This is a genomic window from Geobacillus sp. YHL (genome assembly GCF_022341265.1).
In the GTDB taxonomy this organism is placed as follows: domain Bacteria; phylum Bacillota; class Bacilli; order Bacillales; family Anoxybacillaceae; genus Geobacillus; species Geobacillus thermoleovorans.
This window is the reverse complement of the sequence record NZ_JAEIGB010000017.1, coordinates 33636-56668: the sequence shown is the minus strand read 5'-3', so window position 1 is coordinate 56668 and position 23033 is coordinate 33636. Positions and strand designations below refer to the sequence as shown.

General features: G+C 53.9%; 19 protein-coding genes and 3 pseudogenes. 14 read left to right on the top strand and 8 right to left on the bottom strand.

Annotated features, from left to right (window positions below; genetic code table 11):
* Positions 1 to 39 precede the first annotated feature (39 nt).
* Positions 40 to 1413, bottom strand: a complete 1374-nt coding sequence (locus tag JCR24_RS13435; RefSeq protein WP_238980787.1) for a sigma-54 interaction domain-containing protein — start codon at positions 1411 to 1413, stop codon at positions 40 to 42.
* Positions 1414 to 1647: 234 nt separating this feature from the next.
* Here JCR24_RS13435 and JCR24_RS13430 point away from each other — a divergent pair, with 234 nt between their 5' ends.
* The 5 genes from JCR24_RS13430 (at position 1648) to JCR24_RS13410 (ending at position 8083) form a co-directional block, all read left to right on the top strand.
* The gene (locus tag JCR24_RS13430) at positions 1648 to 3060 is read left to right on the top strand and encodes an amino acid permease (protein ID WP_011229696.1); all 1413 of its coding nucleotides are present in this window, start codon (positions 1648 to 1650) and stop codon (positions 3058 to 3060) included.
* A 95-nt stretch (positions 3061 to 3155) separates the two neighbouring features.
* Positions 3156 to 4703, top strand: a complete 1548-nt coding sequence (gene pruA / locus JCR24_RS13425; protein ID WP_097354057.1) for an L-glutamate gamma-semialdehyde dehydrogenase — start codon at positions 3156 to 3158, stop codon at positions 4701 to 4703.
* 70 nt (positions 4704 to 4773) lie between these two features.
* On the top strand, positions 4774 to 5973 hold the full coding sequence (locus tag JCR24_RS13420) for an ornithine--oxo-acid transaminase (protein ID WP_015373762.1): 1200 nt from the start codon (positions 4774 to 4776) through the stop codon (positions 5971 to 5973).
* 26 nt (positions 5974 to 5999) lie between these two features.
* A complete protein-coding gene (locus JCR24_RS13415) occupies positions 6000 to 7238 on the top strand; it encodes a Glu/Leu/Phe/Val family dehydrogenase (protein WP_025950366.1) in 1239 nt (412 codons plus the stop codon).
* Positions 7239 to 7474: 236 nt separating this feature from the next.
* On the top strand, positions 7475 to 8083 hold the full coding sequence (locus tag JCR24_RS13410) for a DedA family protein (RefSeq protein ID WP_011229700.1): 609 nt from the start codon (positions 7475 to 7477) through the stop codon (positions 8081 to 8083).
* Between the two features lie 196 nt (positions 8084 to 8279).
* On the opposite strand, the gene JCR24_RS13405 is transcribed toward JCR24_RS13410, so the two are convergent.
* The 4 genes from JCR24_RS13405 to JCR24_RS13390 all read right to left on the bottom strand — a co-directional run bounded on the left by JCR24_RS13405 (position 8280) and on the right by JCR24_RS13390 (position 12065).
* Positions 8280 to 9269 (bottom strand): FecCD family ABC transporter permease, encoded by a 990-nt coding sequence (locus tag JCR24_RS13405; RefSeq protein WP_033012508.1) that lies wholly within the window; start codon positions 9267 to 9269, stop codon positions 8280 to 8282.
* Positions 9266 to 10273, bottom strand: a complete 1008-nt coding sequence (locus JCR24_RS13400; RefSeq protein ID WP_014194646.1) for a FecCD family ABC transporter permease — start codon at positions 10271 to 10273, stop codon at positions 9266 to 9268. The genes JCR24_RS13405 and JCR24_RS13400 overlap by 4 nt, the downstream gene beginning before the upstream one ends.
* A gap of 67 nt (positions 10274 to 10340) precedes the next feature.
* The gene (locus tag JCR24_RS13395) at positions 10341 to 11267 is read right to left on the bottom strand and encodes an iron-hydroxamate ABC transporter substrate-binding protein (protein ID WP_238980786.1); all 927 of its coding nucleotides are present in this window, start codon (positions 11265 to 11267) and stop codon (positions 10341 to 10343) included.
* Between the two features lie 6 nt (positions 11268 to 11273).
* The gene (locus tag JCR24_RS13390) at positions 11274 to 12065 is read right to left on the bottom strand and encodes an ABC transporter ATP-binding protein (RefSeq protein ID WP_238980785.1); all 792 of its coding nucleotides are present in this window, start codon (positions 12063 to 12065) and stop codon (positions 11274 to 11276) included.
* Between the two features lie 474 nt (positions 12066 to 12539).
* Here JCR24_RS13390 and JCR24_RS13385 point away from each other — a divergent pair, with 474 nt between their 5' ends.
* The 5 genes from JCR24_RS13385 (at position 12540) to JCR24_RS13365 (ending at position 19212) form a co-directional block, all read left to right on the top strand.
* The gene (locus JCR24_RS13385; protein ID WP_238980784.1) at positions 12540 to 14612 is read left to right on the top strand and encodes a sigma-54-dependent Fis family transcriptional regulator; all 2073 of its coding nucleotides are present in this window, start codon (positions 12540 to 12542) and stop codon (positions 14610 to 14612) included.
* Positions 14584 to 15744, top strand: a complete 1161-nt coding sequence (locus tag JCR24_RS13380; RefSeq protein WP_020278918.1) for an acyl-CoA dehydrogenase family protein — start codon at positions 14584 to 14586, stop codon at positions 15742 to 15744. Before JCR24_RS13385 ends, JCR24_RS13380 begins: the two co-directional genes overlap by 29 nt.
* Before the next feature lie 290 nt (positions 15745 to 16034).
* On the top strand, positions 16035 to 16289 hold the full coding sequence (locus tag JCR24_RS13375; RefSeq protein ID WP_370643369.1) for a hypothetical protein: 255 nt from the start codon (positions 16035 to 16037) through the stop codon (positions 16287 to 16289).
* A 144-nt stretch (positions 16290 to 16433) separates the two neighbouring features.
* The gene (locus JCR24_RS13370; RefSeq protein ID WP_238980782.1) at positions 16434 to 17975 is read left to right on the top strand and encodes an aldehyde dehydrogenase family protein; all 1542 of its coding nucleotides are present in this window, start codon (positions 16434 to 16436) and stop codon (positions 17973 to 17975) included.
* Positions 17976 to 17991: 16 nt separating this feature from the next.
* Positions 17992 to 19212: an iron-containing alcohol dehydrogenase gene (locus JCR24_RS13365; RefSeq protein ID WP_238980781.1), complete on the top strand. Its 1221-nt coding sequence runs from the start codon at positions 17992 to 17994 to the stop codon at positions 19210 to 19212.
* 50 nt (positions 19213 to 19262) lie between these two features.
* Here JCR24_RS13365 and JCR24_RS13360 read toward each other — a convergent pair whose 3' ends face one another.
* Complete coding sequence (locus JCR24_RS13360; RefSeq protein ID WP_081132843.1) at positions 19263 to 19664, bottom strand: DoxX family protein; 402 nt, start codon at positions 19662 to 19664, stop codon at positions 19263 to 19265.
* A 138-nt stretch (positions 19665 to 19802) separates the two neighbouring features.
* On the opposite strand from JCR24_RS13360, the gene JCR24_RS13355 reads away from it, so the two are divergent.
* A complete protein-coding gene (locus JCR24_RS13355; protein ID WP_025038897.1) occupies positions 19803 to 20510 on the top strand; it encodes a DsbA family oxidoreductase in 708 nt (235 codons plus the stop codon).
* Positions 20511 to 20619: 109 nt separating this feature from the next.
* On the opposite strand, the gene JCR24_RS13350 is transcribed toward JCR24_RS13355, so the two are convergent.
* Together JCR24_RS13350 and JCR24_RS13345 are read right to left on the bottom strand one after the other, a co-directional pair.
* Positions 20620 to 21084 carry a DinB family protein gene (locus JCR24_RS13350; RefSeq protein ID WP_238980780.1) on the bottom strand — a complete coding sequence of 155 codons (465 nt, stop codon included), beginning with the start codon at positions 21082 to 21084 and terminating at the stop codon, positions 20620 to 20622.
* A gap of 63 nt (positions 21085 to 21147) precedes the next feature.
* Positions 21148 to 21408, bottom strand: a pseudogene (locus JCR24_RS13345) (sensor histidine kinase); the annotation flags it as partial.
* A 166-nt stretch (positions 21409 to 21574) separates the two neighbouring features.
* Between JCR24_RS13345 and JCR24_RS13340 the strand changes: the two are divergent.
* The 3 genes and pseudogenes from JCR24_RS13340 to JCR24_RS13330 form a co-directional block, all read left to right on the top strand.
* Positions 21575 to 22228, top strand: a complete 654-nt coding sequence (locus JCR24_RS13340) for a response regulator (protein ID WP_081132841.1) — start codon at positions 21575 to 21577, stop codon at positions 22226 to 22228.
* A pseudogene (locus tag JCR24_RS13335) lies at positions 22219 to 22506 on the top strand (sensor histidine kinase); the annotation flags it as partial. The gene JCR24_RS13340 and the pseudogene JCR24_RS13335, both read left to right, overlap by 10 nt.
* A gap of 102 nt (positions 22507 to 22608) precedes the next feature.
* Positions 22609 to 23031, top strand: a pseudogene (locus tag JCR24_RS13330) (ABC transporter ATP-binding protein); the annotation flags it as partial.
* Between the last annotated feature and the right edge of the window lie 2 nt (positions 23032 to 23033).

Sequence of the window (23033 nt, the reverse complement as noted above, 5' to 3'; positions counted from 1 at the left end):
TCCTTTTTGCCGTCCCGCTGGCTGAGGCTTTTCGCCTTTTCATCCCCATTCCTTATCAATCTGGTATTTGCGGATGCGGTATTGCAAGTTTTGTCGGCTCAAACCAAGCGCTTTGGCCGTTTTGGTGATGTTGAAGCCGTGATGCTGCAGCGCCTTGCGGATGTAGTAAATTTCGACTTCTTCCATGTATTTGTCAAGAGGCAAAATGTCTTCCGTATCAAATAAAAAGTCCGTTTTCGTTTCGTCGGGCGCCAGCTTGGCTCGAAAAGGGGCAGGCAGATGGGCGAGGGTGATGGTTTGTTCTTGTTCCATCGTCGCCATCGTTTCCAAAATGACGGCCTCAAGCTCGCGCACGTTGCCGGGCCAGCTGTAAGCAAGAAACGCCTCTTGCACGTCATCGCCGAGTCCTTCGACATGTAGGCCATAGCGCTCGTTGCCTTGACGGATGAAATGGATAGCGAGCGGCAAAATGTCCTCTTTCCGTTCGCGCAACGGCGGCAGGACGATGCAGTGGACGGCAATTTGGTAGTAAAGCGATTTGATCAATTCTCCGTTTTGGACCGCGTCAATCGGGTCGCCGCTTGTCGAGGCGATGAGGCGAACGTCCGCACGAACCGGTTCTTGGCCATGGGCGCGGACAAACTGTTTTTCTTGCAGGAAACGGGCAAGTTTTTGTTGAAGCGGCAGGCTTAACGAGTCGATATCGTCAAGCAGCACAGTGCCGCCGTCCGCTTGTTCAAACAAACCGGGCTGGATCTCGCCGTCTTCTTCGCTGCCAAACAGCATCGTTTCCATCCAATCGTCCGGAAGCGACAAACACGTTTGCGCAAAAAACGGCTTCGCTCGCCGTTCGCTTTCATGGTGAATGCAGGAAGCGAGCAAGTCTTTTCCTGTCCCTTTCTCCCCAATGAGCAGCACGGACGCTTCGGAGCGGGCGGCATGACGCGCAAGGCGGATGGCCTTTTGCATCGCTTCGCTTTGGCTGATGATATCGGCAAACGTGCGACTGGCTTCCTTGCGTTGGTGGTGTTCTTGGATCAGTTTGCGGAACTTCGTGATGTCTTTGGCGATTTCCACGGCGCCGATGATGCGCCCGTCTTTTTGCAGCGGGTGCGTTTGATTGACCGTTGTCACGGCTTGCCCTTTGTTATTGAAATACGTTTGCTGTTGATTCAGAATGCTCTTGCCGGTGCGCAGCGCTTCTAGCAGCGTGCTCGGCTGCTCCGGGTTGAAGCGGAAGACGTCCAAAATGTTTTTATCGAGCACGTCCTCGATGTTCATGCCCTCGATGTCCCGCATTTTTCGGTTGTAAATGACGGTTTTTCCGTGTTGATCGACCGCATGGACGCCAAGGTCAATCAGTTCGAGAATTTGCTCATACATCGTTAAAAGCGTTTCCATATCCCGGTTCACGATCAGCACCTCTCTTTTTTGTATTATAGCATAAGGCGGACGGGAGACAGGAAGGGAAAGAAAGATGTGAAAAAATTTTTTGCTAAATATATTGAAAATAGACAAAAATAGTTCCATAATAAAGTTATAGTTTATTATAAATTGACAAATAGATTTGCAGTAAGGGAGGTTCTGTTCCCTTTCTCGAAATGTAAGCGGTTGCGAAATCGATCATAGAGAGGGGAGAGTTTTCGGATGCAACCAGTGCAAGAACTGAAACGAGAGCTAAAAAGCAGGCATTTATTTATGATCGCGCTAGGCGGAGTGATCGGCACCGGTTTGTTTTTAGGATCGGGTTATACGATTCATGAGGCGGGGCCAGGAGGGGCCGTCGTTGCTTATCTTTTTGGCGGATTGGTTATGTATTTGACCATGCTTTCGTTAGGAGAATTGGCCGTGAGAATTCCTGATGCCGGGTCGTATCAGACGTATGCGACGAAATTCATCTCGCCGGCAGTGGGGTATTGCATCGGTTGGCTGTCATGGCTGAACTGGTCGGTGACGGTCGGCATCGAGCTGCTCACGGTCAGCATTTTGATGAAGCGATGGTTTCCTGATGTGCCGACATGGGTGTTTTGTGCGGTCTTCGCTTTGCTCTTGTTTTTGATCAACGCCTTGTCTGTCAAAGGATTTGGCGAGGTGGAGTTTTGGTTTTCGAGCATCAAGGTGCTGACGGTGATCGCCTTTATTGTTCTTGGTCTGGCGGCGATGTTTGGCGTCATCCATATGAAAAATGGACAACCTGCTCCGTTTTTCTCGAACTTTACAGACCATGGGGGCTTGTTTCCAAATGGGTTTTGGGCGATCTTTACGACGATGATCCTCGTGAACTTTTCGTTCCAGGGGACGGAATTGGTCGGCGTGGCGGCAGGGGAAAGCCGCGAGCCGGAAAAAACGGTGCCGGTTGCGTTGCGCAACACCGTATGGCGCATTTTGATCTTCTTTATTTTGGCCATTTTTGTGCTGGCTGGTTTGTTTCCGTGGGAGAAAGCCGGCGTTGTGGAAAGCCCGTTTGTTGAGGTGTTTGACAACATTGGCATTCCGTATGCAGCCGATATCATGAACTTTGTCATCATTACCGCGGTGCTGTCGGTGGCCAACTCGGGCTTATATGCGACATCGCGCGTCCTCTGGTCGATGTCGCGCCAAGGCATGGTCACTCCGTTTTTCAGCAAGCTATCGAAACGCGGCGTGCCCATCAATGCGCTTATTGCCAGCATTGCCATCGGCTGCTTGTCTCTGTTGTGCAGCGTGTATGCGGAAGATACGGTGTACGTCTGGCTGACGGCGATCGCCGGATTTGGCGCCGTCACGGTGTGGGCTTCCATCGCGCTGTCAAGCTATTTCGGCCGGAAAGCGTTTTTGCGCGAAGGCGGCGATGTGCGCGATCTGAAATACAGGACGCCGTTGTATCCGTTCGTGCCGCTGGCCGCGTTTGCGTTGAATATGGCGACGATCATCGGACTGGCCTTTATCCCAGATCAACGGATCGCGCTTTACTGCGGCATTCCGTTTTTGCTCGCTTGCTACGGGTACTACCACCTTGTGGCGAAAAAACGGGTTCAGCCCCTAGCCGCAGAAGAAGGGGAGCTCAAGGCCGCCAAGTAAAAACAATTGAAAAAAGCCATAATCATTTGCATAATATAACTATGAAACCGTTTTATAACGAAAAATTTTTTTGCCTTTAAAAGGAGGATGACGAAATGGTGCAGCCGTACAGACACGAACCGCTCACCGACTTTACCGTAGAAGCAAACCGTGAGGCGTTTTTAGCGGCGCTCAAAAAAGTGGAATCGGAGCTTGGGCGCGATTATCCGCTTGTGATCGGCGGCGAGCGGGTGATGACGGAGGACAAAATCATTTCGATCAATCCGGCGAACAAAACGGAAGTGGTCGGCCGGGTGGCGAAAGCGAACAAAGAGCTGGCGGAGCGGGCGATGAAAACCGCTGATGAGGCGTTTCGCACTTGGAGCCGGACGAGCCCGGAAGCGCGGGCCGATATTTTGTTCCGGGCGGCGGCGATCGTGCGCCGGCGCAAGCACGAGTTTTCCGCTTGGCTGGTGAAAGAAGCGGGCAAACCGTGGCGTGAAGCGGACGCCGATACCGCGGAAGCGATCGACTTTATGGAATATTACGGACGGCAAATGCTGAAGCTGAAAGACGGCATTCCGGTTGAGAGCCGTCCGGGGGAAACGAACCGGTTTTTCTACATTCCGCTTGGCGTCGGGGTTGTCATTTCGCCGTGGAACTTCCCGTTTGCCATTATGGCCGGAACGACGGTCGCTTCGCTTGTCACGGGCAATACGGTGCTATTGAAACCGGCAAGCGCAACGCCGGTCGTGGCGTATAAATTTGTGGAAGTGTTGGAAGAAGCGGGGCTTCCGGCTGGTGTGTTGAACTATATTCCGGGCAGCGGAGCCGAAGTCGGGGATTATCTCGTCGACCATCCGCGCACACGATTTATCAGCTTCACCGGATCGCGGGATGTCGGCATCCGCATTTATGAGCGGGCGGCGAAAGTGCACCCAGGGCAAATTTGGCTGAAACGCGTCATCGCGGAAATGGGCGGCAAAGACGGCATCATTGTCGATAAAGAAGCGGACCTCGAACTGGCGGCGCAATCGATCGTGGCGTCGGCGTTTGGCTACTCTGGGCAAAAATGTTCGGCGTGCTCGCGCGCCATTATCGTCGAAGATGTGTATGACCAAGTGTTGAATCGCGTTGTCGAGCTGACGAAGCAGCTCAACGTCGGCGATCCGGCGGAGCAAGCGACGTTTATGGGGCCTGTCATCGACCAAGGGGCGTACAACAAAATTATGGAGTATATCGAAATCGGCAAGCAGGAAGGCCGTCTCATGACCGGCGGGGAAGGAGACGACTCGAAAGGGTTCTTCATCCAGCCGACCGTGTTTGCGGATGTCGACCCGAACGCGCGCATCATGCAGGAGGAAATTTTCGGACCGGTCGTGGCGTTTGCGAAAGCGCGCGACTTTGACCATGCGCTTGAGATTGCGAACAACACCGAATACGGTCTGACAGGAGCCGTCATCTCGCGCAATCGGGCGAATCTTGAAAAAGCGCGGCACGAGTTCCATGTCGGCAACTTGTACTTCAACCGCGGCTGCACAGGGGCGATCGTCGGGTATCAGCCGTTTGGCGGCTTCAACATGTCAGGCACTGACTCGAAAGCGGGCGGCCCGGACTATTTGATCCTCCATATGCAAGCGAAAACCGTATCGGAAATGTTTTAAACCAAAAAAGGGCGGCGGCGTCCGCCCTTTTATAGCGAAGAAACGCAGATAAGGAAAGGAGCGGTTGATGATGGCTACGAAGTCCGAACAGCTCATTGAACAGACGGAGCGATACGGAGCGCGAAATTATCATCCATTGCCGATTGTCATTTCCGAAGCGGAAGGGGTATGGGTGAAAGACCCGGAAGGCAACCGCTATATGGACATGTTAAGCGCCTATTCGGCCGTCAACCAAGGACATCGTCATCCGAAAATTGTGGAGGCGTTGAAGCGGCAAGCTGACCGCGTCACGCTCACATCGCGCGCGTTCCATAACGACCAGCTCGGCCCGTGGTACGAAAAAGTGTGCCGGCTGACGAAAAAAGAGATGGTGCTGCCGATGAACACCGGCGCCGAGGCGGTAGAAACGGCGCTCAAGGCGGCGCGCCGCTGGGCGTATGACGTGAAAGGCGTCCCTGACAATCAGGCGGAAATCATCGTTTGTGAAGGCAATTTCCATGGCCGGACGCTCGCCGCGGTGTCGTTGTCGTCCGAACCGGCTTATAAACGCGGTTTTGGTCCGCTTTTGCCCGGGGTGAAAATCATCCCGTACGGGGATATCGAAGCGCTCAAGGCAGCGATGACACCGAATACGGCGGCGTTTCTTGTCGAACCAATCCAAGGGGAAGCCGGCATCCGCATCCCGCCGCAAGGCTTTTTAAAAGCGGCCTATGACGTGTGCAAAGAACACAACGTGTTGTTCATCGCCGATGAAATCCAAACCGGGCTAGGACGGACGGGGAAGTTGTTTGCTTGCGACTGGGAAAATGTTGTGCCTGATATGTATATTTTAGGGAAAGCATTGGGCGGCGGGGTGTTCCCGATTTCGTGCGTCGTCGCCAACCGCGACATTTTGTCGGTGTTTGAACCGGGCTCGCACGGGTCGACGTTCGGCGGCAATCCGCTCGCTTGCGCGGTGTCGATCGCGGCGCTTGAGGTGATCGAAGAAGAGCGGCTGGCGGAGCGGTCGCTTGAGCTTGGCGAATACTTCCTTTCGAAACTAAAACAAATCCGAAACGACGATATTAAAGAGATCCGCGGCCGCGGCTTATTTATCGGCGTCGAGCTGCATGTGCCGGCGCGTCCGTACTGTGAGGCGCTGAAAGAGCAAGGATTGCTTTGCAAGGAAACGCACGAGACGGTCATTCGTTTCGCACCGCCGCTCATCATTACGAAAGAGGAATTGGATTGGGCGTTCGAACGGATTGCGAATGTCTTGTCCCGTCCATAAATCGAGTCAAAGAGGCGAATGAGACGATGGAAGAAAATATGTTTCTCTCCACCCAGCGCGTGATCAAAGAGGCGCTGGCCAAACTCGGCTACGGCGAGGAGATGTATGAGCTGCTCAAAGAACCATTGCGTGTCCTCACCGTAAGGATTCCCGTCCGCATGGATGACGGAACAGTGAAAGTGTTTACCGGCTACCGCGCCCAGCATAGCGATGCTGTAGGACCGACCAAGGGAGGCATTCGGTTTCATCCGGACGTCACCGAGGAAGAAGTGAAGGCGCTGTCGATGTGGATGACGATCAAAGCCGGCATTGTCGGTTTGCCGTATGGCGGCGGCAAAGGCGGCATCGTCTGCGATCCACGGAACATGTCGATGGGGGAATTGGAGCGGCTCAGCCGGGGCTATGTGCGGGCAATCAGCCAGATCGTGGGGCCATCCAAAGATATCCCGGCCCCGGACGTGTTTACCAACTCGCAAATTATGGCGTGGATGATGGATGAATATAGCCGCATCCGCGAATTTGATTCCCCAGGCTTTATCACCGGCAAGCCGCTTGTGCTCGGCGGCTCCCAAGGCCGGGAAAAAGCAACGGCGCTCGGTGTCACGATTTGCATCGAAGAAGCAGCGAAAAAAGCGGGAATTGAGTTGCGGGATGCGCGGGTCATTATTCAAGGATTCGGCAATGCGGGAAGCTTTTTGGCCAAGTTTTTGCATGAAGCTGGAGCTCGCGTCATTGGCATTTCCGATGCGTATGGCGCGTTGTATGACCCGAACGGACTGGATATTCCGTATTTGTTGGATCGCCGCGACAGTTTTGGCACGGTGACAACGCTGTTTGAGAATGTCATCACCAATCAAGAGCTGCTGGAAAAAGAGTGTGATATTTTAGTTCCGGCCGCGGTAGCGAATCAAATTACGCGTGACAATGCCGCGAATATTCGCGCTAAAATTGTGGTCGAGGCGGCCAACGGCCCGACGACGCTGGAAGCGACCAAAATCTTGACGGAGCGGGGCGTGCTATTGGTGCCTGATGTGCTGGCGAGCGCTGGCGGGGTGACGGTTTCCTATTTTGAATGGGTGCAAAACAACCAAGGCTATTATTGGACGGAAGAGGAAGTCGTCGAGAAGTTGAAAGAGAAATTGACGAGCGCGTTTCATCGCGTCTATGAATTGGCGGAATCGCGCCGTGTGGATATGCGCATGGCGGCGTACATGATCGGGCTGCGCCAAACAGCAGAAGCAGCTCGCTACCGCGGCTGGGTCTAATCATGGGAAACGTTGTGCCTAGGGGCGTGCCGTCCATCCTCATCTGCTTGGGGGTGGGCGGCTTTTTGTTTGCGGGAGGCCGATGAAGCCGGTGATATCGAAGGGAGAGCGAAAGCAAGCTGCTTTTCTTTTTTTGCAAAGGATCTTTTTTTGTACTACCATATCATATACATACATTATGAGGAAAGAGACATGCGTACATACAATGAGCCGTGCGGAAGGGAGAGAATGGCGCCATGCAGGCGTGGATCACTGATTTTATGGAGCAATTTGGCTATATCGGCATTTTTTTTATGATCGCGCTGGAAAATATCTTTCCGCCGATTCCGTCGGAAGTCATTTTGCCGTTTGGCGGGTTTATGACGACGTACACGTCTTTGACGGTGCCTGGCGTTATTGCGGCGGCGACCGCCGGTTCGGTTGCCGGGGCATTGGTGCTGTACGGCATCGGCCGGCTGTTGTCGGTTGAGCGGCTCGAGCGGATCGTTGACCGTTGGGGCGGATGGCTGCGGGTGAAGCCGGAAGACATCGCCAAGGCGAACCTGACGTTTCACCGCTATGGGGTGTGGGCCGTTTTTTTCGGGCGCATGGTTCCGCTTGTACGCAGCTTGATTTCCATCCCGGCGGGCATGGCGAAGATGAATATAGGGCTGTTTGTCTGGCTGTCGGTGCTGGGCACGCTCATTTGGAATACGATTTTAATCTCGATCGGGGCGGCGCTCGGTGAGTCGTGGGGGAAAGTATCCGAAGTGATTGGGATGTACGCCGAAGTGGTGTATGTCATTATTGCTGCCATCATTTTGATTGGAGCTGTCCGCTTTTGGAAGCGGCGCCGGGCTTCTTAATTCCGGCATTTTAAGGAATGGTTTTGCCAAAAAGGGCTGCGCGCCCAAGGCTGTTTTTCGGTCTTGGAGCCAGCCCTTTTCGCATCGCAAACGGAAAAATTCCCGTTTCAAAGTGAAACGGGAGTAGAGATGAAGATGAAGGCAGTTGAATGAGCTTATCCGCCATCCTTGATCCGTCTCATGGCCATCAAAAGGTTCAACGCTTCAATAACAAATAAATGAAGTATGGTGCACCGATGAATGACACAACAACTCCGGCCGGAAGCGGTTCGGCGAGAACGTTGCGCCCGATCGTGTCAGCGGCAAGCAGCAGCCAGCCGCCGATGAGCATCGCTGCCGGAATGGCTCGCTCATGGCGCGGGCCGACGATCATTTTGGCGATGTGCGGCGCCATTAAGCCGATAAAAGAGATGCCCCCGGTTACAGCGACGGCCGCTGCAGCGACGGCGACCGCTGTGGCCATCAGTACGAGCCGCTCGCGGCGAACATGAACGCCGACGCCGATGGCGACCGGATCGCCTAAATACAAAAGGTTTAGCCGTTTCGCCCGATATAGACCGATCAATGCACCGATGACAAGCCACGGCAGCATCGCCCAAATAAACGGCCAATCATCGCCCCAAATGTTTCCGGAAAGCCATCTGGCGATAAAGTCGACTTTCGTTCGGTCCGCGGCGGAAATGAGGATGATCATGAGCCCGGAGAGCGCCATCGAAAACCCGACCCCGGTTAGGACGAACGATACCGGCTGCAGCCCGGTTGTTTGATGGTAGGAAACGGCGTACATGGCCGCCGCCGTCAACAGTGCTCCCACTAAGGCGACGAGCGGCAGAGCATAAAGGAACGTCCCGGCTTCAATAGGGAAAAATAAAAAGAATATAGCGACGCCTGCGCCGGCACCGGCGTTGATGCCCAATATGCCCGGATCGGCGAGCTCATTTCGGGTGGTGCCTTGCAGCATCGATCCCGACAAGGCGAGCGCCATCCCGGCGAGCAACGTAATCACGATGCGCGGCAGGCGGAGAGAAAACAAAATAAACGCTTCTTGCATCGAACCGTAGCCGAACAGTGTCGGCGCGATGCGTCCGTACGAGAGCGGCGCTTCGCCGGTGCCCAACGCGATGGCGGCTGTTGCGGCAATAAGCAACAAAAGCATGCCTAACACTGCTGTGATGCGCATTCTCATTCAAAGCCCCTCCCTTTTTTCCGCACGACAAACAGGAAAAACGGCAAGCCGATCACCGCAACGATGGCTGCCACTGGCGTTTCAAATGGGGCATTGACCGTGCGGGCCGCCGTATCAGCGACGATCATGCCGGTCGCGCCGACCGTGGCCGACAGCGGGATGATGAATCGGTAATCGGCGCCGGCGATTGCGCGCACAAGATGAGGGATCATCAAGCCGATGAAGGTGATGTTGCCGGCGATGGCGACCGATGCTCCTGTTAATAAAAACACAGCGGAAAACAGCCACGTTTTGACGGCTGTTGTTTTTTGTCCGACGCCAACGGCGACGTCTTCGCTCAAGCTAAGAATCGTCAGCTGCCGCGAATACCATACGGCAATGGCGAGCCCGATCACGATGAGCGGAATGATGACTGACAGCTGTTTCCACGACGTTCCGGATACCCCGCCCGATGTCCACATCGAAACGTCTTTGGAAATATGAAAATAAAGGCCAACTCCTTCAGCGACGGCAAACAAAAGCGCTGAGACCGCCGAGCCGGCTAGGACGATGCGCAATGGCGAAAAGCCGCCTTTGCGGGCGGCGCCGATGCCAAAGACCATCCCTGCTCCGGCCGCCGCCCCAAGCAAACAGGCGATGGTGATTGCGAGATAATGGGCGGAAGGAAAAAAGGCCATCGTTATGGCCAACGCTGCGTTCGCTCCAGCGGTTAAGCCGAGCAGTCCTGGGTCAGCAAGCGGGTTGCGTGTCATTCCTTGCATGATCGCCCCAGCGACGGCGAGTCCGGCGCCGACAAAGGCCGCCGCGGTTTCCCGAGGCAAACGGAGCTCGCGAATCAAGTCCAGTTGTTTACCTTGTTCATCGGAAAAGAGCGCGCGCCATACGTCACTCCATGTCGTATCAGCGACGCCGATGGCCATGGATCCGAACCAGATGGCCATCAGCAGGATAAGAGAGAAGAGAAACGTATAACGAAACGGCCATAGCCGGCGGTTTGCTTCCATCGGCGGTTTCCTCCTTTTCACAAGAAAGGACGGGACATTCACTGTCCGTGAACGCCCCGTCTCGTCATTATTGGCCTAAAAAATGCTTTTTAAAGAAATCGAGCTGGTAGTCTAACGTAATCGGGTCATTGAAATAAAACGCCTTGGCATCAGCGACGAACATACGGCCGTTTTTGACAGCAGGGATGTTTTTAAACGTGTTCGTTTCCATAAACGATGTATCGCCGTCGCCGTTTTTGCTTAAGATGAGGTAATCGCCGACAAACTGCGGCAGCGCTTCAAGGGAAACGGCATAGTAGCCCGGTTTGAGCGCCTGCTCTTCGACCGCTTTTGGCATTTTCAGCTTCATTTCTTGATACAAAATTTCTGTGCCGCGCGCCCAATTGTTGCCGAACACATACAGCTGCTTATCAAAGTTTTCGGCTACGGTGACCGTTGCGTTTTCGCCAATTTTCGCCCGGATTTCTTCCCCGGCTTGTTGCGCCCGTTGTTTGAAGTCGTCAATCCATGCTTTCGCTTCTTTTTCTTTATTTAATAATTTACCAATCTCTAGAAACTGTGTTAAATAATCGACCTTTCCGTATGTAAACGTGACGGTCGGGGCGATTTTGCTTAATTTATCGACGTTTTTCGTATTGGATAATCCGATAATTAAGTCCGGTTTTAACGCCATAATTTTTTCAATGTCTTCGTCTGTCACCACTTGTGCGTCTTTCAGTTTGTCCTGAAAGAGCGGGCTCATTTTTGACCACGAATCCACACCGACGACGGGAACGCCTAAGGCAAGCACATGGCCGGCAAACGTCGATAAGACGACGACGCGTTTCGGATCAGCCGGTACTTCCACCGGTCCGTTTTCCGATTGGTATGTAATCGTTTCCGGCTTTTTTTCTTTTGGTGAAGCGCTGTTGTTCTTGTTGTCGTCCGCTGTGTTGCCGCACGCGCTTAACACAAGAATAAAAAGAAGCAACAAGGAAAGCCATGTTTTCCTCATGACGAATCAAGCCTCCCTAAGCAGTTGATAAGTGAAGCAAATCGGTTTGTTCGTCCGCGGGTCGCGGCCGATGTCAGCGTCAATGCCAAACACGTCGCGAAGCACTTCGCGGCAGATAACGTCTTCGCTCCGCCCGGACTTGATGATGGCTCCTGCTTTCATGGCGATGATATAGTCGGCAAAGCGGGCCGCCTGGTTGATGTCATGAAGCACCATGACGATCGTCCGCCCTTCTTCTTTGTTCAGCCGTTCAAGCAGCTCGAGCACCTCAAGCTGGTGGGCGATGTCCAAATACGTCGTCGGTTCGTCCAAAAAGATGATGTCCGTCTCTTGAGCGAGCGCCATGGCGATCCAGACGCGCTGCCGCTGTCCGCCCGAGAGCGCATCGACCGGCCGGTGCTTTAAGTCGGCCGTTTTGGTGACGTCAAGCGCCCAGTCAATCGCTTCATAATCCCGCTTTGTCAGCCGTCCGAATCCTTTTTGATACGGAAAGCGGCCGTACGAGACGAGCTCAGCGACGGTCAATCCGCTTGTCGCTTCCGGCGTCTGCGGCAAAATAGCTATTTTTTTCGCCAGTTCTTTCGTTGGCTGTTGCGAAATGGCCCGGCCGTCCAAAATGACGGCGCCGGACTGCGGGGAAATGATGCGCGTCAACGTCTTGAGCAGCGTCGATTTTCCGCATCCGTTTGGTCCAATAATGGCTGTGATTTGTCGGTCGGGAATGCGGACGGATAAGCGTTCGAAAATCGTCCGGTCATCGTAGCGGACGGTCAACTCCTCGGCGTATAGGCGGACCATGAGGCCACCTCCTTCCGGATCAAGAAAATGAGAATCAATATCAATATTATTATAGCGCATCCAATGAAAAAAACAATGATTTTTTGAAAATGGGAATCAATTTTAGTTGCAAAGAAGTGATCAATGAGTGTTGCGAAATAACAACATTTTTTAGCTGAATAACGGCAGAACTGCAACAAATTCGTTCTGTTTGTTGCAAATTTGCAACAATATGTTGTTGTTTGGCAACAGGCGATCAAGTAGGATGAATTTTAGAAGGTTGGTGATTTAAGAGGAAATGCTGCTCTCCAACAGTGTTTTCTCAAATTAAAAAACCTTGCAACACCATAACTTCTTTCCTTGCGATTTCTCACAAACCGAGCGAATTCGTTGTTTTTCACCAGCCTTCTAGGGGCTTGTTTTTTCTGAATAGCGGGAACTTTTTGGCACAAAAATTGCTTGAGTAGAAAATAAGGCGGAACGGTGGGAGAGGAAATGACAATGATGGTCGGAGACATCATGGTGAAGACAAAGGCAGTCATTCTTGAAAGCGATTCCCTTGATGAAGCGGTTCGGACATTCGTTGAATACGGACTTGATGGGATGGTCGTATGCCGTTGCAGTGAGGAAATCGTCGGCGTGGTGGCGGTCAAAGACGTGTTGTTCGGTCTTGCCCAAGGGAAAACAACTGTGCGTGAGGTGATGCGCCCGTCGCTGCCGCCGCTTTCCATTCACGACCGTGTGGAGGGGATCGAGTTTGGCGGCGGTCCGCTCCGGCCCGTTGTCGATGAGAGCGGACGCCTTGTCGGTGTGTTGACGAAAGAGCAGCATTTGACGGCATATGCGAAGGCGGCACAACTCCGCTTAAAACATTTGGATGCCATTTTCAACGCCGCCCATAACGGCATTTTATCGATCGACGCAAAAGGGCGGATTACATCGATCAATCCACCGGCTGAGAAAATGGCGCGGACGACGAAAGAAGAAGCCATCGGCAAGTTTTTGACCGATGTCGTGATCCCGTCTGGCTTGCTCGAGGTCGTGCGCACCGGCAAAGGGCATACGGAAAAATACCGCGTCGGCAAGCGTGTCTATATTACAAACCGCTCGCCAATTATCGACGAGGGGAAGGTCGTTGGGGCGGTCGGGGTGTTTCAAGACATTTCTGAGATTGAATTTATCTCCAACGAACTTGAGACCGTCAAGCGCATCGTCAATGAGCTGCAAACGGTGATGGAGGCATCCAGCGACGGCATCGCTATCACGGACCGCAGTGGAATGATCACGCGGCGAAACAAAAAATGGGATGCGCTGTTTCTAGGAACGGAGCAAGAGCGGGTGACCGCCCCGCTTGACCGGGTCGTTCGACAGGCGCTTGATGGACGTCAGCCCTGTTCGATGCTTCATCAGGGGACGGAAACGGGAAACATTTGGATCGTTTCCGCGGTGCCGATCATCGAGGAAGATGGGCGGGCGGAGCGGGTTGTTCTCTACGTCAAAGATATGACCGAGATGGAACAGCTGCGCTCGGAACTGGAGGAGACGAAACGGCTCCTTCATATGTTGGGCCGTCAGGAAGAAGATCATCTCATTTACCGCGCTCCAGCGATGGCGCATGTTGTCAATATCGCCCGCCAAGCGGCGGCTGTCGATGTGACGGTGTTGTTGACCGGAGAGTCGGGCACCGGGAAAGAGGAATTGGCGAACTACATTTGGAAACAAAGCGCCCGCCGCGCCCGACCGTTTGTGAAAGTGAATTGCGGGGCGATCCCCGAGACGTTGATGGAGTCTGAACTGTTCGGCTACGAGCCGGGGGCGTTCACCGGAGCGGCGAAGAAAGGGAAAAAAGGCTATTTCGAGCAGGCGGATGGCGGGACGATTTTTCTCGATGAAATCAGTGAAATTCCGCTTCACTTGCAAGTGAAGCTCCTTCGCGTGTTGCAGTCGATGGAAATCATGAGGTTGGGGGCGGAGGCGCCGAAGCGGATCGATGTGCGTGTCATCGCCGCGACGAACAAGCCGCTTGAGGAGCTTGTCGCCGCTGGGCGGTTTCGCGCTGATTTGTTTTACCGGCTGAACGTGATGCCGATTGCCATTCCGCCGCTGCGCGACCGGAAAGAAGACATCCCGCTCTTGGTTGACCATTACCGAAAGCGGTTTGCCAAAAAGTATCAAAAGCCGCTCGTGTTTACCGATGGGGCGCTGGCGGCGATGATGGACTATCACTGGCCCGGCAACGTTCGAGAGCTCGTTAATGCTGTAGAACGTATGTTTGTGACCGCCGTTTCCCCAGTCATTGACGAACACCAAGTGGCGAAATGGCTCCACCTTGAACCGGAGCCAGCTGCGAGCCCGGTGGCGGTCGGAGAGATCATCCCGCTCAAACAGGCAACGGCTGAGGTCGAGCGCCAGCTGATCATCAAGGCGCTTCACAAGGCGAAGACGTATCGGCGGGCTGCGAAACTGCTTGGTGTCGATGCGTCGACACTCGTGCGCAAGGCGCAAAAATATGGAATTCAATCATGGGGAGGGGAAGAAGATGGATTTCACGCTGCCAGCCGAGATTGAATTTTTAAAAGAAAACGTCCGCAAATTTGTGAGAGAAGTTGTCGAACCGGTGGCGATGGATATTGAGGAAAATGACCAGATTCCGCAAGATATCATTGAAAAGTCGAAAGAAATGGGGCTGTTTGGATTAAGCATTCCGGAAGAGTACGGAGGCCTCGGTTTGTCAATGGTCGGCAAATGCGCCATTTACGAAGAGCTCGGCAAAACGCATAACGGCTATACGACGTTAATCGGCGCCCATACCGGCATCGGCACCGTCGGCATCGTTGAGCTCGGCACGGAAGAACAAAAGCAGCGCTATTTGCCAAAGATGGCGACGGGCGAATGGATCGGCGCTTTTGCTCTCACTGAGCCCAGCGCCGGATCAAACGCCGCTGCGATCAAAACGACCGCCGTCCGCAAAGGCGACCGCTACATCATCAACGGTTCGAAGCATTACATTACAAACGCCATTGACGCCCACGTGTTTACGGTGATGGCCGTCACCGATCCGTCGAAAGGCCCGAAAGGCATCACGTCCTTTATCGTAGAAAAAGATTTTCCCGGCTTTATCGTCGGAAAAGTCGAGCGGAAAATGGGGCTGCGCGGATCGCATTCGGCTGAGCTGTTTTTTGACAACTTGGAAGTGCCGGCCGAAAACGTGCTCGGGAGAGAAGGCGAAGGGTATGTCAACGCCTTGAAGATTTTAGCGAACGGCCGTGCTGGTCTTGCCGCGCGCAACCTCGGCTCGTGCATCCGCCTCTTGGAATACTGCATGGAATACGCCGAACAGCGTGAACAGTTCGGCAAGCCGATTATCGAGCAGCAAGCGATCCAGCATATGCTGGCGGAAATGAGCATGTTGATCGAAGTGCTGCGTTCGACCGTCTACCGCGTCGCCTGGATGGTCGACCAAAAGATGCGCGTCGTCAAAGAAGCGGCCATCGCCAAGCTGTTCGGTTCGGAAGTGTACAACAAAATCGCTGACATGGCCGTGCAAATCCACGGCGGCCTCGGCTACATGAAAGATTACCCGATCGAACGTTACTTCCGCGATGCCCGCATTACGAAAATTTACGAAGGCACCTCGGAAATCCAGCGCAACATCATTGCGAGCGAACTGCGGAAAGAATACGGAAAAGTGCGGGTCTGACCGAAACGCCGTCTGCTGACAGCAGGCGGTGTTTTTTCACCGTTATTGTCGGAAAATGTCATTCGCTTTTCGTTGACGAAAGGAAAAGAAGATTGCTAGAATGAGAGAAAATGAGTGACTATTCACAACACTTCGGTCATTCGTACAACTTGCCTCTTTGCCATCAACCTGCCGATTGTCGCAACAGCCTATTTGTAAGCCTTTACATCAATCGATTGTCCCCGCGTTCATCCATCTAGAAGTACAACACCAGCCGACATTTCAAGAAAAATGGAAAAGGAGTGGTGAGCGTGCGGCGGGCCGAGCCGTTGGTTACAACAGGCAGCCGCGGGCTGCAGGAGGATTCGTTTCCGTTTCGGCTTTATCAAAAGGCCAAGCGGTTGGAAGCGGCGGTCCACGATTCGATGTTCGGCCCCGATCACCATGCCGACATCATGAATTTCACCGCTCGCCAACTGGCAACGAGGATGGAAGTGTTGAAAAAAGCGCAGGAGAAACCGTTTGACGAGCTGTTTGGGCTTGAAGAAAGCGAAATTGTCGGGTGATAGGGAGAGATTAAGCCGAAGAACGGTCTTCTGTGCGTTGGACAGGCAGTCGCCAACCCGCACTGGTGCCTGGCTGTTCAGCGGCAGGGGAAATCGATGGGTGATGCCATATGGGCAACAAAAAAAGAGAAAGGAGATGCCATCATGACGATTGACGTGCAAATGCATCATTTTCCGCTCTTCATTGACGGCCAATGGCAGCCGGCAAGCAGCGGGGAAACGTTTAACGTATACAATCCGGCGACCGGAGAGGCGGTGGCGACCGTCGCGAAGGCGACAGCGGATGATGTTGACCGGGCGGTGAAGGCGGCGCGCAAGGCGTTTGACGAGACCGATTGGAAGGCGATGAAACCGAAAGAACGGGCGCGCGTGCTGAATGTGATCGCCCAAGCCATTGCCGCCAACGCTCAAGAGCTCGCCTATTTGGAAGCAATCTCAAGCGGAGGGACGATCCGGCGCATCAGCTCGATCGATATTTTGCAGACGGTCGATTTATTCCAAACGATGGCAAACATCGTCCAAGAGTACCCGTTTTCGGAAACACTGCCGATCCCGCCGTTTCCCGGACCGGCGCACAACTTTGTCTGGCGCGAGCCGATCGGGGTTTGCGCGGCGATCACACCATGGAACTTGCCGCTCATGATCGCGTCGTGGAAAATCGCCCCGGCGCTGGCAGCGGGCAATACGATCGTCGTGAAACCGGCGAGCTACACACCGCTGTCGACACTGAAGCTGGCGGAAATCATTTCGTCCTTCGTGCCGCCGGGGGTCATCAACGTGGTGGCTGGTCCCGGCGCCGATGTCGGGGAGGCGCTTGTCCGCCATCCGCAAGTTGACAAGGTGGCGTTCACCGGTTCGACGGAAGTCGGCCGCCGCATTATGGCGTTGGCGGCGGAAACGGTGAAAAACGTTACGCTTGAGCTTGGAGGCAAGTCGCCGAACATTTTGCTCGAAGATGCGGATTTGGACCTTGCCGTTCCCGGCAGTTTGTTTGGCGTCTTTTTGCACTCTGGTCAGTTGTGCGAATCGGGAACAAGGCTGTTTGTGCCTGAACGGCTCCATGATGAAGTGGTCGAGCGGCTTGTCGCCCTGACGAAGACGCTGCAAATCGGCCATCCGCTCGATCCGGCGACCGACGTCGGGCCGGTTATCTCCAAGCGGCAAAAAGAGACAGTGCTCTCCTATATTGAAGCCGGCAAGCAAGAAGGTGCGACCATTGTATGCGGAGGTCATGAAGTCGAAGTGCCCGGCTGTGAAGGCGGCCATTTTGTCGCGCCGACGATTTTTTCGAATGTCACGAATGACATGAAAATCGCCCAAGAAGAGATTTTCGGTCCAGTGTTGTCGATCATCCGCTATCATGACGTGGAAGAAGCAGTGGCGATGGCCAACGACACGATCTACGGGCTTGCGGCCGGCGTCTGGACGCGCGACGTCAACAAGGCGTACGCCATCGCTGGGCGCCTGCAGGCTGGCGTCGTCTGGATCAATGACTGGCATATGCTTCGCAATGACGCGCCGTTTGGCGGCTACAAACAAAGCGGCATCGGGCGCGAGATGGGCAAATATTCACTGGATGCCTACACGCAGCTGAAGCATGTGCACACATCAATGGTGCCGGAGCTTGAAAAGCGGAAATGGTATCAAGTGCTGTTTTCCCGCCTGCACGCTATGATGAAAAAGTAAAGGGGGACGAAGGAACATGACGACGTTAGCGAACTTTTGGCTGCGCACCGCCATTTACACCGGATCGAACGCCCGCGCGCTCGTGCCGGACTTGTTCCGCGGGCTGGGTGCTAAGCGGGTGCTATTGCTTTCCGACCGAGGACTCGAGCAGGCTGGGGTCGTGGAGAAAGTGGCCGATCTGTTTCGGCTGACAACGCGCGGCGTTGGACCGGAGCTGGCCGGCATCTTTTTAGATATTCGCCAAGATGCGGAGAGCGAATGCGTCAATGAAGCGGTGCGCTATGCGCGCGAGATCGGAGCTGACGCCTTGTTGGCGGTCGGCGGCGGCAGCGTGCTCGATACGGCCAAAGGGGTGAAATACGCCCTGTTTAAAGGGTTGCGTGACATTAAAGAGGCGATTCCCGGCGGGCTGCGGTACGAGTCGTTTCCGCAAGCGCAATTCATGCCGATCCCGCACATCGCCATCCCGACGACGGCCGGCACGGGGTCGGAAGTGTCGCCGATTGCGGTCATCTATAACGAAGAGCTGCGCTTGAAAACGAACATCATCAATCCGTTTATCAATGCCGACGTCGCCGTTTTGGACCCGGATTTAACCGTCGGGCTGCCGCCGAAGGTGACGGCGTTCACCGGCATGGATGCGCTCACCCATGCCATTGAAGCGCTCGCCTCGCCGACGGCGACCGCCATGACCGATGCGTGCGCCTTGCAGGCGATCCGTCTGATCCGCGACCATTTGCCGACCGCCGTTCGCGACGGCGGGAACATCCGCGCCCGCTTGGAGATGCTGCAGGCGAGCCTGCTCGGCATCACCGCGTTCAGCTTTGCCTTAAACGCCATTCCGGTGCACAATTTCGCCCATGCGTACGGCGCGATGTTCCGCATTCCTCACGGCTTGGCGAACGCCGTCTTTTTGCCGGTCGTGATGGAAGCGATTCCGGAGTTGTACTTGCCGAAAGCGAAGCTGCTCGCTGAAGCGCTCGGCATTCACGATCACGGCCAAGGAGACGATGTGCTGTTGGCGAAGTCCATTGAACGAATCCGCCAGCTGCGCGACGACATTGGCTTGCCAAGGGATTTTGCTGACTACCCGATCACGGCGGAGCAGTTCGCGGCCACCATCCCGGCGGTTGCCTCCGATCCGGCTGCAGTCAGCTTCCCGATGCCGCCTGAATTGATTCGGGCGATCGGCGAGCGCGTTGTCAAGCTGACAGTGGAAAAAGGACAAGGCAAGTAGAAACAGGTGTCCCGTTCGGTATGCGGGACACCTGTTTTCGTGCCGGCTGTTCAGCCGCGCGGCCGTCCGATGACTGCATCTAACGACCAAAGCCGGCTGCCGTTCAGCCACAAATATACGGACATCGCAAGCAAGGCGAGGTTGAATTCATAGCCCGTTTCCCGGCCGTTGCCAAGCAAACCGGCGTCGGCTTTGGCGGTGGCGATGGCTCCGGTCATGATGATGGCAAACGCCGCCGCAATCGGCCGTGTGCCAAGGCCAAGCATCATCGCCCAGCCGCCAGCAAGCTCTATGATCGTCACGATGTAGGCGAGCCAGCCGGGAAGCCCCATCGCCGCAAACGAATCGGCCGCCGCCTCAAGCCCCCGCTGCCATTTCACCCACCCATGGGCGAAAAAGATGAACCCGGTGACAATCCGCAACAGAAAGGCGCCGAATTCCTGGGAATGCATGAGATTCTCCCTCCTTGTCCCAACAGCATGGTAGTACAATGTATGCGGGCGGGTCCGCCCCCATGCCTTTCGTTCGCCATTTGACCAGCGATGGGCTACAATGGAGGGGAAGCGCGTCAAAAGTAGAGGAGGATGGCCATGAAAATTGAAGTATGGTCCGATTTTGTCTGCCCGTTTTGCTATATCGGCAAACGCCGATTGGAACAGGCGCTTGAGCCATTTCCGCACCGGGAAGACGTTGAAATCGTATTCCGCAGCTTTGAACTCGATCCAAACGCACCAAACGAGACCCCGTTGACGATTCATGAAATCATCGCCAACAAATACGGCATTTCGCTTGAAGAAGCGAAGCGGGCGAACGCCGATATCGGCCGGCAGGCGGAGGCGGTCGGCTTGACGTTCCGCTTTGACACGATGAAGCCGACGAACACGTTTGACGCCCACCGCTTGGCGCAATACGCCAAGGAAAAAGGGAAGCTGAACGACATGGTGGAACGACTGTTTTATGCGTATTTCACGGAGTCGAAGCGAATCAGCGACCGCGATGTGCTGCTTGCGATCGCCGAAGCGGTCGGGCTTGAGCGGACGGAAGCGGAAGAAGTGTTGGCCAGTGGCCGCTACACACAAGAGGTGCGCCGCGATGAGGAAGAAGCAGCGGCGTTGGGCGTCCGCGGCGTGCCGTTTTTCGTGCTGAATGGGAAGTATGCGATTTCGGGGGCCCAGCCGGTTGACGTGTTCCGGCGGGCGCTAGAGAAAGTATGGGAGGAAGAACAACAAGCTTCCCCGTTGCGGTCGTTGGCGGGTGAAGGCGGAATGTGCGCAGACGGAAGCTGCTCGATTGACTAAATCGCCTCAACCAAAAAGGAAAAGCCGGCTAGGGGTTTCTTAGCCGGCTTTTTTGTTATTTTCTCGGAGAAGCTTCTCGTTTAGTTAGATGAAACAAAAATGGGGAAGATTAACCGCGTTTCACAAACAGCGGCAAGTCCGTATGCCCCATGCCGCGGACGTAGACGAACAGCTGGCCTTTATGGTGGATTTCATGGTCCATTGCCAATTGCAGGAACTGAGCTGTGGACATTTGCGTGCCAAAGATGGCAGTTAAATCAAGCGTCCGGTCGAAGTCGTCATCGCTCATCGATTCGATGAGCTGCCTCGTTTTTTCCGTATATGTTTCCGCCAGCTTGGCCAAATTCGTCTCCGGTTCCTCGATTTTTTGCCGGAACAGCGATGGATCGCCGTGTTTTGCCGTATTAGCGAAATTGTAGAAGCTGAACAGCATATGCGTCGCCAGCTGCTTCGCTGTCATCGAGGTCGGCGTCGGTTTGTAATCATAATGCGCTTCGTCGATTTTGTGGATCAGTTCCATCGTGACATGGCGGTGGGAAAGGAAATATTGCACCCATTGTTGTGCGCGGGACATGGTGATACCTCCTTTTGGTTAAGGATTTCTGTTTTTATTTTACCATAAACGTCTTCGTTATCGTCAGCGAGGAAGCCTGACCCGAAAGGTGGTCCCTTGTTCAGGGGTGCTATGGACATCGATGGTTCCGCCGTGAGCTGATACGAATTCTTTGGCGATGGCCAGACCCAATCCGATTCCCCCGCGATTTCGCGTCCTCGCTTCATCTGCGCGGTAAAATCGATCGAACAAAAAGGGCAAATGTTCCGGCGCGATGCCGATGCCAGTATCTGAAACGGCAATTTGCAATATGGCGGGTTCTTCATCGATCACTATGTTTACCGCACCGCCCTCGGGGGAATCATATCACTCCTGCTTGAGCTCCCTTTCCCTCATGGCAATGGAAGAAACTCCTCTTATTCATTACAATGAAAGTAAATCGTTCAGCACTTTGTCCACACATGACGATGAATGGGAAAACGCAAAGTGGATGAGGAAAGGATGGGGAAAGATGAAACAGACCTCTGCGCCCGATCCGCTGCGGATCAAAGTGCTCATCGCCGATGACAATCCTTTTGTCCGCGAAGGGCTGCGGATCATCTTAAGCACGTATGACGAGTTTGATGTCGCCGCGACTGTAGGCGATGGGAAAGAGGCAGTGGAATATTGTCGACATCATGAAGTTGATGTCGCGTTATTGGATGTGCGCATGCCGAACATGAATGGAGTGGAAGCGACAAAGCTTCTATGCGAGCAGACGAAGACAAAGCCGCTCATCTTGACGACGTTTGATGATGATGAATACATTCTAGACGCCATTCAATACGGTGCAAAAGGATATTTTTTGAAAAATACCGATCCGGAACGAATCCGCGAAGCGATCAAAGCGGTTTATCACGGCCAAGTGGTGATGCAGGAGATTGTGATGGACAAAATTAAGTCCAACTTAAAAGAAGAAACAGAAGCAGCCCCGAAAATCGATAAAAGCCTGTTTACGGAACGAGAGTTGGACATTATGGCGCTCATTGCGAAGGGGCTTTCGAATAAAGAGATTGCCAAACAGCTCTTTCTCTCCGAGGGAACGGTGGCCAATTACATCACCTCGATTTTGGACAAAACCGGACTGCAACATCGAACGCAAATTGCCGTTTATTATTGGATGTGATTACACCAATCCAATGGAAAGTGATTTATGAGAACATTGCCGAAGCGTTGACGAATGCGAGCAAATACGCTGAGGCCACGGCCATTGCCGTTGAAATTCACGTGTTGAATCGAGTCATCAAGGTGGAAGTGAAAGATAACGGGAAAGGTGCGGCCAAGATCAAGAAAGGACTTGGGATCATCGGCATGGAGGAGCGGGCGGCCTCTGTTCATGGCACGGTCATTGTCGATGGAACGAACGGTTTCTCTGTCACGACGTTGCTTCCGATTCATGAGTAAATCGTGAATTTTCTCATGTCAACGAGATGAATTCCTGCACTTACAGGAGTTCATCTTTTTTTCTATAATCCATAATACCAAGCATGGAAAGAAGGTGGAACGATGAACATGTTAGAGATCAAACAAGTGACCAAAAAATTTGGTGACTTCATCGCGGTCGATCATATGTCTCTTACGGTTGCCGAAGGGGAAATTTTTGGCTTCCTCGGAGCCAATGGAGCAGGAAAAAGCACAACCATCCATATGATTGCTGGGCTGCTGCGCCCGAACGCTGGAGAAATCAAGATTCTCGGCAAGGACATCGCCAAGCATCGCCAGTTTGCCAAACGGCATATCGGCATTGTTCCCCAAGAGATCGCCATCTATGAACATTTGACGGCGTATGAAAATGTTGAATTTTTTGCCGGGTTGTATGGACTGCGCGGCGCACAGTTGCGCCAGCGGGTGGAAGAGGCGCTCGAGTTTGTCGGTTTAAGCGATAAGCGCAAAAGTTATCCGAAACATTTCTCAGGAGGGATGAAAAGGAA

Bases quoted from the DNA above. Each gene is read 5' to 3' on its own strand.
- JCR24_RS13430 (WP_011229696.1), top strand. From the start codon at position 1,648: ATGCAACCAGTGCAAGAACTGAAACGAGAGCTAAAAAGCAGGCATTTA.
- pruA (WP_097354057.1), top strand. From the start codon at position 3,156: ATGGTGCAGCCGTACAGACACGAACCGCTCACCGACTTTACCGTAGAA.
- JCR24_RS13420 (WP_015373762.1), top strand. From the start codon at position 4,774: ATGGCTACGAAGTCCGAACAGCTCATTGAACAGACGGAGCGATACGGA.
- JCR24_RS13415 (WP_025950366.1), top strand. From the start codon at position 6,000: ATGGAAGAAAATATGTTTCTCTCCACCCAGCGCGTGATCAAAGAGGCG.
- JCR24_RS13410 (WP_011229700.1), top strand. From the start codon at position 7,475: ATGCAGGCGTGGATCACTGATTTTATGGAGCAATTTGGCTATATCGGC.
- JCR24_RS13405 (WP_033012508.1), bottom strand. From the start codon at position 9,269: ATGAGAATGCGCATCACAGCAGTGTTAGGCATGCTTTTGTTGCTTATT.
- JCR24_RS13400 (WP_014194646.1), bottom strand. From the start codon at position 10,273: ATGGAAGCAAACCGCCGGCTATGGCCGTTTCGTTATACGTTTCTCTTC.
- JCR24_RS13395 (WP_238980786.1), bottom strand. From the start codon at position 11,267: ATGAGGAAAACATGGCTTTCCTTGTTGCTTCTTTTTATTCTTGTGTTA.
- JCR24_RS13390 (WP_238980785.1), bottom strand. From the start codon at position 12,065: ATGGTCCGCCTATACGCCGAGGAGTTGACCGTCCGCTACGATGACCGG.
- JCR24_RS13385 (WP_238980784.1), top strand. From the start codon at position 12,540: ATGACAATGATGGTCGGAGACATCATGGTGAAGACAAAGGCAGTCATT.
- JCR24_RS13380 (WP_020278918.1), top strand. From the start codon at position 14,584: ATGGATTTCACGCTGCCAGCCGAGATTGAATTTTTAAAAGAAAACGTC.
- JCR24_RS13370 (WP_238980782.1), top strand. From the start codon at position 16,434: ATGACGATTGACGTGCAAATGCATCATTTTCCGCTCTTCATTGACGGC.
- JCR24_RS13365 (WP_238980781.1), top strand. From the start codon at position 17,992: ATGACGACGTTAGCGAACTTTTGGCTGCGCACCGCCATTTACACCGGA.
- JCR24_RS13360 (WP_081132843.1), bottom strand. From the start codon at position 19,664: ATGCATTCCCAGGAATTCGGCGCCTTTCTGTTGCGGATTGTCACCGGG.
- JCR24_RS13355 (WP_025038897.1), top strand. From the start codon at position 19,803: ATGAAAATTGAAGTATGGTCCGATTTTGTCTGCCCGTTTTGCTATATC.
- JCR24_RS13350 (WP_238980780.1), bottom strand. From the start codon at position 21,084: ATGTCCCGCGCACAACAATGGGTGCAATATTTCCTTTCCCACCGCCAT.
- JCR24_RS13340 (WP_081132841.1), top strand. From the start codon at position 21,575: ATGAAACAGACCTCTGCGCCCGATCCGCTGCGGATCAAAGTGCTCATC.